At 57.1% G+C, this 8925-nt stretch carries 5 protein-coding genes and 2 rRNA genes (1 of these 7 running past the window's edge); 2 read left to right on the forward strand and 5 right to left on the reverse strand.

Annotated elements, in window-relative coordinates:
- Positions 1–11 precede the first annotated feature (11 nt).
- Genes hisD through murA form a run of 3 tightly spaced genes read right to left on the reverse strand, consistent with a single transcriptional unit; the run spans position 12 to position 3189 of the window.
- Positions 12–1304, reverse strand: a complete 1293-nt coding sequence (hisD, locus tag PPRO_RS15095; protein ID WP_011736875.1) for a histidinol dehydrogenase — start codon at positions 1302–1304, stop codon at positions 12–14.
- Positions 1301–1939, reverse strand: coding sequence for an ATP phosphoribosyltransferase (hisG, locus tag PPRO_RS15100; RefSeq protein ID WP_011736876.1), 639 nt, complete (start codon positions 1937–1939; stop codon positions 1301–1303). The genes hisD and hisG overlap by 4 nt, the downstream gene beginning before the upstream one ends.
- Positions 1936–3189, reverse strand: coding sequence for a UDP-N-acetylglucosamine 1-carboxyvinyltransferase (gene murA, locus PPRO_RS15105; protein WP_011736877.1), 1254 nt, complete (start codon positions 3187–3189; stop codon positions 1936–1938). Before murA ends, hisG begins: the two co-directional genes overlap by 4 nt.
- Positions 3190–3406: 217 nt before the next feature.
- On the opposite strand from murA, the gene PPRO_RS19735 reads away from it, so the two are divergent.
- Positions 3407–6271, forward strand: a complete 2865-nt coding sequence (locus tag PPRO_RS19735) for a PAS domain S-box protein (protein WP_011736878.1) — start codon at positions 3407–3409, stop codon at positions 6269–6271.
- Positions 6261–7358: a response regulator gene (locus PPRO_RS15115; protein WP_011736879.1), complete on the forward strand. Its 1098-nt coding sequence runs from the start codon at positions 6261–6263 to the stop codon at positions 7356–7358. Before PPRO_RS19735 ends, PPRO_RS15115 begins: the two co-directional genes overlap by 11 nt.
- 89 nt (positions 7359–7447) lie before the next feature.
- Here PPRO_RS15115 and rrf read toward each other — a convergent pair.
- Positions 7448–7564 (reverse strand): 5S ribosomal RNA (rrf, locus tag PPRO_RS15120).
- 138 nt (positions 7565–7702) lie between these two features.
- Positions 7703–8925: ribosomal RNA gene (locus PPRO_RS15125) — 23S ribosomal RNA — on the reverse strand; it runs 1728 nt beyond the window's last position.

Here is an 8925-nt window from a genome sequence, read left to right on the forward strand (position 1 = left end):
GAAGAGAGAACCTATCTATCGAGCCGTATGGAGACCGACCTGGCATGCGCCTCCAGCCCCTCCAGTCCGGCAATCCTGACGATGTCGCGCCCCAGGCGCTTCAGTCCCCCTTCAGAGAGGCAGACGATGGACGACTTCTTGACGAAATCATCCACCGAGAGCGGTGAGAAGAAGCGAGCCGTACCCCCGGTGGGGAGGGTGTGGTTCGGGCCTGCCAGATAGTCGCCGGCGGCCTCGGGAGTCCAGTGCCCCATGAAGATGGCACCCGCGTTGGTGATGGCCGGCAGCAGGCTGAAGGGATCGGCAACAGCCAGTTCCAGGTGCTCGGGCGCGATGCGGTTGGAAAAAGCCACCGCTTCGTCCAGCGAACCAGCCACGATGATGGCGCCGTAACTCTCCCAGGAAGCCCGGGCGATGCTCTCCCGGGAGAGGAGCCCCAGCTGGCGCTCGACCTCGCCCGCCACCCTTTCGCCAAAGGAACGGTCGGTGGTGATCAGGATCGACGAGGCCAGTTCGTCGTGCTCGGCTTGGGAGAGCAGGTCGGAGGCCACGTGGGCGGTATCGCCGCTGCCGTCGTTGATCACCAGGATCTCGCTGGGACCAGCTATCATGTCGATGCCCACCTGCCCGAACACCAGCTTCTTGGCCGTTGCTACGTAGATGTTACCGGGGCCGGTGATCTTGTCCACCCGGGGGATGGTTGCGGTGCCGTAGGCCAGTGCCGCCACGGCCTGGGCCCCGCCGATGCGGAAGATGCGATCCACACCGGAGAGGCGCGCCGCGGCCAGCACGTGGGGGTTGACCTCTCCGCCCGGTGTCGGCGTCACCATGAGGATTTCACGGACGCCGGCAACACGGGCGGGAACGGCGTTCATGATCACGCTGCTGGGGTAGCTGGCCTTGCCTCCCGGCACATAGATACCGACCCGCTCCAGAGGGGTCACCTTCTGCCCCAGCATGATATCCGGCTCTTCGGTGGAGAGCCAGGTCTGCTGGCGCTGCTTCTCGTGAAAGCGGGTTACCCGCTCCACTGCATGTCGCAGGCTGGCCAGGTCGTCAGCAGCCACGGCCGCAAGGGCGGCGTCGATCTCCGTCTCCCCGACCTCCAGTTCAGCCACGGAGGAAGTCTCGAGGCGGTCGAAACGACGGGTCAGGTCCAGCAGCGCCTGGTCCCCCCGCGAGCGCACATCGGCGATGATCTCCGCCACGCTCCCCTCAACGGCGCGGTCGATCTCCTCGCCACGGGAGAGGATCACGGCGAAGCGCTCTCCAAAGTCGGTGTCGCGCATGTCCATCAGCTTCATATGACCTGCTCCAAATTGCGGATGATGCCGCTGATCCGCTCATGCTTGGTCTTCAGGCTGGCACGGTTGACGATCAGGCGGGTGGTGATTTCGGCTATGGTCTCCACCTCAACCAGGCCATTCTGGCGCAGGGTCTCGCCGGTGGAAACCAGGTCCACGATCCGCTCGGAAAGCCCCACCAGCGGCGCCAGTTCGATGGAGCCATACAGCTTGATGATCTCCACCTGGATCCCCTTGGCGGCAAAGTAGTTTCCGGCAACATGGGGATACTTGGTGGCGATGCGGATGTGTGACCAAGCAGAGGGGTCGTCATGGGTGGCCAGGTTGGCAGGCTCGGCCACCATCATCCGGCAATAGCCGAACTTCAGGTCAAGCGGCTCGTAGAGGTCCTTGTCCTGCTCCATAAGGGTGTCCTTGCCCACGATACCCAAGTCGGCGCTGCCGTACTCCACGTAGGTGGGGACATCGGTGGCGCGTACGATCATGTAGCGCATCTTCTGAAGCGGGTTTTCGAAGATCAGTTTGCGGGAATCGCCCAGCAGTTCCCGGCAGTCGATGCCGATCCTGCCGAACAGGTCAACGGATTCTTCAAGGATGCGTCCCTTGGGAATGGCGATGGTGATGAAATCGTTCATTCTTGGACTCTCACGATGTTTGCGCCCAGGCCGGCCAGTTTCTTCTCGATGGACTCGTAGCCACGGTCCAGGTGGTAGATCCGGGAGACCTCGGTGGTATTGTCCGATGTCAGGCCAGCCAGGATGAGGGAGGCGGAGGCGCGCAGGTCGGTGGCCATGACCGGCGCCCCGGAGAGCTTTTTGACCCCCTTGACCGTGGCGACATTCCCCTCGATGACGATGTCGGCCCCGAAGCGTAACAGCTCGGCCACATGCATGAAACGATTCTCGAAGATATTCTCCGAGATGACGCTGGCTCCATCCGCCTTGCACATCAGCGCCATGAACTGCGCCTGCATGTCGGTGGGGAAACCGGGGTAGGGGCGGGTCTTGATGTTGACGCTGCGGATTTTCCTTGGCCCCTTGACCCTTACCACGTTGTCGCGGCTGCTGATCTCCACGCCGGCGTCCTGAAGCTTGAATACCAGCGCATCCAGATGCTCCAGTTTCATGCCCTTGATCCTGATGTCTCCGCCGGTGATTGCCGCGGCGATCATGAAGGTGCCGGCCTCGATCCTGTCCGGCATGACTTCGTAGCTGACCGGCGCAAGCTCCGCGACACCCTGGATCCTGATGGTGTCGGTTCCCGCTCCCTCGATCCTGGCGCCCATGCGGTTGAGTATGCGAGCAAGGTCGATGATCTCCGGTTCACGGGCGGCGTTTTCCAGGAGACTCTCCCCCTTGGCGGTGGCCGCTGCCATCATCAGATGCTCAGTCCCCCCCACGGTGGAGACATCGAAGTTGATGCGGGATCCCTTGAGCTGTCTGGCCTTGGCCGCCACATAGCCATGTTCCAGAATGATCTCCGCCCCCAAGGCCTGTAGTCCCTTGAGATGGAGATTGATCGGACGGGCACCGATGGCACAGCCCCCGGGAAGAGACACACGCGCCTTGCCGAAGCGGGCCAGCAGTGGCCCCAGCACCAGCACCGAGGCACGCATGGTCTTGACCAGATCATAGGTGGCTTCATGGCTGTTGATACCTGCGGTATCCACCTTGACCACATGCCCATTCCCCTCGACCCGTGCGCCGAGGGATTCCAGCACCTTGATGGTTGTATTGATGTCTCGCAGGAAGGGGACGTTGCTGATTTCGTTTTTCCCCGGCGCAAGAACGGTTGAGATCAGTATCGGCAAGGCTGCGTTCTTCGAACCACTGACCAGAACCTCGCCGCTAAGCTTCGTGCCACCCTGTATGATGAGTTTGTCCATGCTGTTTCGCTTTCTGTTTAAAAAAAGAAAATATAGTAGCCCATGGCCGGGCCGATGAAAAGGGAAATGTGCTCCGCCAGGCCACCGGACTCAATAAATGGGCCAACCGACGTGTAAAAGATTTTCGTGAATCCGGAAAAACATGCTAGACTTTTTTCTCATGAAAGTCGCGGTTAGCCTGTCGTGACTAATTGCCGCTGACACCATGAGGCCGTTCATGACACCTGCAGCGCTGAAATCAAAACTGACCCTTCACCTACCCTTGGCAGCCAGTCTCGTGACCGCACTGTTCCTCTGTGCGCTGCAGTACATCTTCCTGGATATCACTTCTCCCGGACCAACGACAGCAGCCGACCCAACAGCGGCTCGGCACCTGTTCCAGTGGGGCAGCATAATCCCCTTCCTGCTGCTGCTCTTTTTCGCCATTCGTTTTCTGGTGGCGAGAATGACGGAACCGCTTTTTGCGTTTATCAGCCACATTGAGCAGCTTCCTCCCATGACAGATGAAGAGCGTCTCTCCCCCCTCCCCGCTTCCCGTGAACGCGCAGCCCTGGATTCCAGTTTCAACGACCTGATCACTCAGCTTGACAGCCAGCGCCAGGAGGCGGCACGGCACGAGCACCTCTACCGTACGGTTGTGGAATGTTCCTCAGAGCTCATGTTCTGGATCTCCGCCGACCACACGACCATCCACTACATATCGCCCCACTGCCGGGAGCTTACCGGATATGCGCCAAACGATTTCTATACTGATGCCGCTTTGCTGGATCGCATAATACACCCGGATTTCCGCCAACGCTGGCGCGAACTGAGCGGCTGTCGCGATTTCGACACCCACATCGAGTTGGCCCTGGTGACCAGCAAGGGAAAGACAGTCTGGGTCAACCATGTCCGCAGGCCGGTTTTCAATGAGGCCGGCGTCTGCAGCTCTTTTCGCGGCAATTTCAGCGACATCACCCATATCCGGGAGAGCGACCAAGCCCGCCAGGCCAGCGAGGAGGCGTTGCGTCTTCAAAACAACTACCTGCGCGCCCTGCACGAGACGACTCTCGGCCTGGTCGGACGGCTAGAACTGCACAGCCTGCTTGCCGCTATCATAGCCCGCGCCGCGGCACTGATGGACACGGAGCACGGCTTCATCTGTCTGCTGAATGATGAAAATACAGCCATGGAACCACGGGTCAGGCTCGGTGTTTTCGAGACCCTTGAGGCAACCCCCTTAAAGCGCGGCGAAGGGATTCCCGGCTATGTTTGGGAGCAGGGCTCTCCGTGCGCAACAGCAGACTACCGTCAGTGGGTAACGGGCGCCGACATCTCCCGCTATGAAAGTCTCAAGGCGACGGCTGGTGTTCCGCTCACATCGGGGGGCGAGGTTATCGGTGTTATCGGACTCTCCTATACCGTTCCTGGCCAATTCTTTGACGACAGGAAAATCCAGCAGTTGCAGCAATTTGCCGAGCTGGCCTCGCTGGCCCTGGATAATGCCCGCCTTTTCGACTCAGCTCGTAAAGAACTGGAAGAGCACGCACGGGCGGAAGATCGGCTGCGCAAACTCTCCCATGCCGTCATGCAGTGTCCGGTATCAATCTTGATCACTGACCGTCAAGGGGTTATCGAGTTCGTAAACCCCCAGGTAACCCGCCTCAGCGGCTATGACGCGGATGAACTTCTGGGACAGAATACCCGGATCCTCAAATCAGGGCTCACCAGCCAGGCCAAATACAAAAACCTGTGGGACACGATCCTGTCCGGCAGGCAGTGGCATGGTGAGCTTCAGAATCGGCACAAGAATGGCCAGCTCTACTGGGAGCGTGCGCTCATATCCCCCATCCGTGATGCGGAGGGCGCAATTACCCATTTCATTGCCATACTGGAAGATATCAGTGATCTGAAGATCCTTGAAAACCAGCTGCGCCACTCTCAGAAGATGGAGGCGATCGGTCAGCTGGCAGGGGGCATCGCCCATGATTTCAACAACATCCTGACCGCTATTCTCGGCTACGGGAATATCCTGCTGATGAAACTACCCGTCGACAGCCCTTCCAGGAAAACCGCCGACCAGATTCTGGCGGCGGCGGAACGTGGCGCGGGCCTCACCCAGGGGCTCCTGACCTTCAGTAGAAAACAGTCCAGCAATATGTGCCGCATCGACCTGAACAGCATTGTCGAGCGCGTGGAAAAGCTGCTCATCACCCTGATCGGAGAGAACAGCACACTCATAGTACAGTTATCCAAAGATCCTCTGCCGGTCATGGCCGACAGCATGCAGACCGAACAGGTCCTGATCAATCTTACCACCAATGTTCGCGATTCCATGCCAGAGGGGGGCACCGTCACCCTCAGAACTGAACTGGTGTCGCTGGATTCGGATTTTACGGCTTCCTACGGTTTCGGGAACGGGCGCTTTGTACTTCTGACCATGTCGGATACCGGACACGGCATGGATGAGGAAACCGTCAGAAGAATCTTCGAGCCGTTCTACACAACAAAGGAGACCGGCAAGGGGACCGGCTTGGGGCTTTCCGTTGTCTACGGAATCGTAAAAAAACATAATGGCCATATCCTCTGCACCAGCAGGCCGGGAGAGGGAAGTGACTTCCGTGTGTATCTTCCTCTGGCAGAAGAAACAACAACCCAGCCACCGCCACCGCCACCGCCACCGCCACCGCCACCGCCGCCACCGCCATCCGCTCCTGCCACTCCACTCCACAGTCATCGGATCCTGCTGATTGACTTCGATGAAACCAGCAGCAAAAGTACCAGGAGACTGTTGGAGGAGTTCGGATACAGCGTCATTGAGGCGGAGAATAAAAAAGCAGCAATTGCACGCTACCATGACCAGCAAAACCCCATTCATCTGGTAATTCTGGACGGCATTGCGGATGATGAACACGGCGTCATGATGTACAGGGAAATCAGGGAAACAGTGCCTTTGAAAAAGATCCTCTTCTGTTGCGGCGCCCAAGACGCTATACTCAAACCGCTCCTGTCCGTTGACAGAGACCTGCATGTCCTTACGAAACCGTTTCCTCCAAAGGAATTGCTTATGAAAATCAGTGAGGTAGTCAAAGATGCACTCTGAATCACCAGGAAACATCTTTATAGTAGATGACGACCGATATGTTCTCGAGAGTGTCAGCATACTGCTGCGTGAATCTGGTTTCTCCGTAACCTCATTCAGCAGCGGGCACGACGCCATCAGGCAATTTGTAACTGAACCGGTGGATCTGATTCTGACCGATATCAACATGCCCGGCATGACAGGAATCGAGTTACTGGAAAAGATCCGCTATCTGGACCGAGAAACACCGGTCCTGCTGATGACTGCCTATGCCGACCTGGATACCGCAGTGCGGGCTATTCAAAAAGGGGCCTTTGATTTTATCATCAAACCGTATCGCCCCCCCTACTTGATCCATGCGGTTGAAAAGGGGCTCACCTACAAGCGCCTGACTAACATTGAAAAGAACTACAAGCGCGAACTGGAGAAGACGGTTGAGCTGAGAACGTCAGAGTTGAACGATGCGCTCAACAAGCTGACTAACATGAGTGGAGAAATCATCGAGCGGCTCACCGCCGCCGCTGAACTGCGCGACGAGGACACCGGCGCCCACATTAACCGTATCGGAAAGTACGCCCAATGCCTCTCCTCTCAGCTCGGCCTTTCCGCGTCTTTCACGAAAAACATAACCGTTGCCAGCGCGATGCACGATGTCGGCAAGATCGGCATTCCTGACTCAATTCTATTGAAGCCTGCGGCACTCACCGCTGAAGAGTTCAACTGCATCAAACAGCATACCGTCATCGGCGAGAAGATTCTGCAGGGTTCTTCCCATGCCATGCTGCAGATGGGTGCGGTCATTGCTGCTACTCATCATGAACGCTGGGATGGGACGGGATATCCTTATGGGTTGAAGGCAGAGGCAATACCCATGGAAGGACGTCTCGTCATGCTGGCTGACCAATACGACGCCCTACGCAACAGCCGTGTCTATAAGCCAGCCTTCAGTCACGCCAAGACGTGCGACATACTGTTGAACGGTGACGGCCGGACGTTGCCGGAGCATTTTGAACCGCGTGTTCTGGATGCTTTCCGGGAGAGCGAGAAGGTGTTTGAGGAGATTTTTGAAACCAGCCTGGCCCCGTCGATGGAAGACGATAGGGCTTAATCAAAGCAACTATTTAGATGTATTTACCGAGGTTTTTTAAACGCAAAGCAGCCCTATCACTTTGTAGTGATAGGGCTGTTATTTATTATTCCCGGCGGCGACCTACTTTCCCACACAGCTACCCGTGCAGTATCATCGGCCCTGAGGGGCTTAACTTCCGTGTTCGGGATGGGAACGGGTGTGGCCCCCTCGGCATAGCCACCGAGAAATCTTTCGCAGGGACAGGTTTGAAACCTGCCTCTACAGATCATTATCAATTGCATTGTGGTGTTTAGGTTTGCACGCTTGCTTCGATATATATCGGCCTGGGGAAGGTTGCCCTTCCCCGGCCGAATTTCATTTTTATGGTCAAGCCTCACGGCCGATTAGTACTGGTAAGCTAAACACATTGCTGCGCTTACACACCCAGCCTATCAACGTTGTGGTCTACAACGGGCCTTCAGGGGATTGCTCCCAGGGATACCTAATCTTGAAGGAGGCTTCCCGCTTAGATGCTTTCAGCGGTTATCCTTTCCATACGTGGCTACCCAGCGACTGCGCCTGGCGGCACAACTGGAACACCAGAGGTATGTCCATCCCGGTCCTCTCGTACTAAGGACAGCTCTTCTCAAGTATCCTGCGCCCACGGTAGATAGGGACCAAACTGTCTCACGACGTTTTAAACCCAGCTCGCGTACCGCTTTAATTGGCGAACAGCCAAACCCTTGGGACCTACTTCAGCCCCAGGATGCGATGAGCCGACATCGAGGTGCCAAACCTCCCCGTCGATGTGAACTCTTGGGGGAGATCAGCCTGTTATCCCCGGAGTACCTTTTATCCGTTGAGCGACGGCCCTTCCATACAGAACCGCCGGATCACTATGACCTACTTTCGTACCTGCTCGACTTGTTGGTCTCGCAGTCAAGCTCCCTTATGCCATTGCACTCTACGCCCGGTTTCCAATCGGGCTGAGGGAACCTTCGCGCGCCTCCGTTACTCTTTGGGAGGCGACCGCCCCAGTCAAACTACCCACCAGACAGTGTCCCCGACCCGGTTTACGGGCCCAGGTTAGACATCCAAAACAACCAGGGTGGTATTTCAAGGACGACTCCACCGATACTAGCGTACCGGTTTCATAGTCTCCCACCTATCCTACACAAGCTATTCCGAATGTCACTGTCAAGCTATAGTAAAGGTTCACGGGGTCTTTCCGTCTTACCGCGGGTACTCGGCATCTTCACCGAGAATTCAATTTCGCTGAGCCACTGGTTGAGACAGCGCGGAAATCGTTACGCCATTCGTGCAGGTCGGAACTTACCCGACAAGGAATTTCGCTACCTTAGGACCGTTATAGTTACGGCCGCCGTTTACTGGGGCTTCGGTTCAAAGCTTCGCTTGCGCTAACAAATCCCCTTAACCTTCCAGCACCGGGCAGGCGTCAGACCCTATACATCGTCTTACGACTTAGCAGAGTCCTGTGTTTTTAGTAAACAGTCGCTACCGCCATTTCTCTGCGACCCCCTTCGGCTTCACGTGCAAATCGCTACACCTGATGAGGGCACACCTTATCCCGAAGTTACGGTGTCAT

The organism is Pelobacter propionicus DSM 2379, assembly GCF_000015045.1.
Classification (GTDB): Bacteria; Desulfobacterota; Desulfuromonadia; order Geobacterales; family Pseudopelobacteraceae; genus Pseudopelobacter; species Pseudopelobacter propionicus.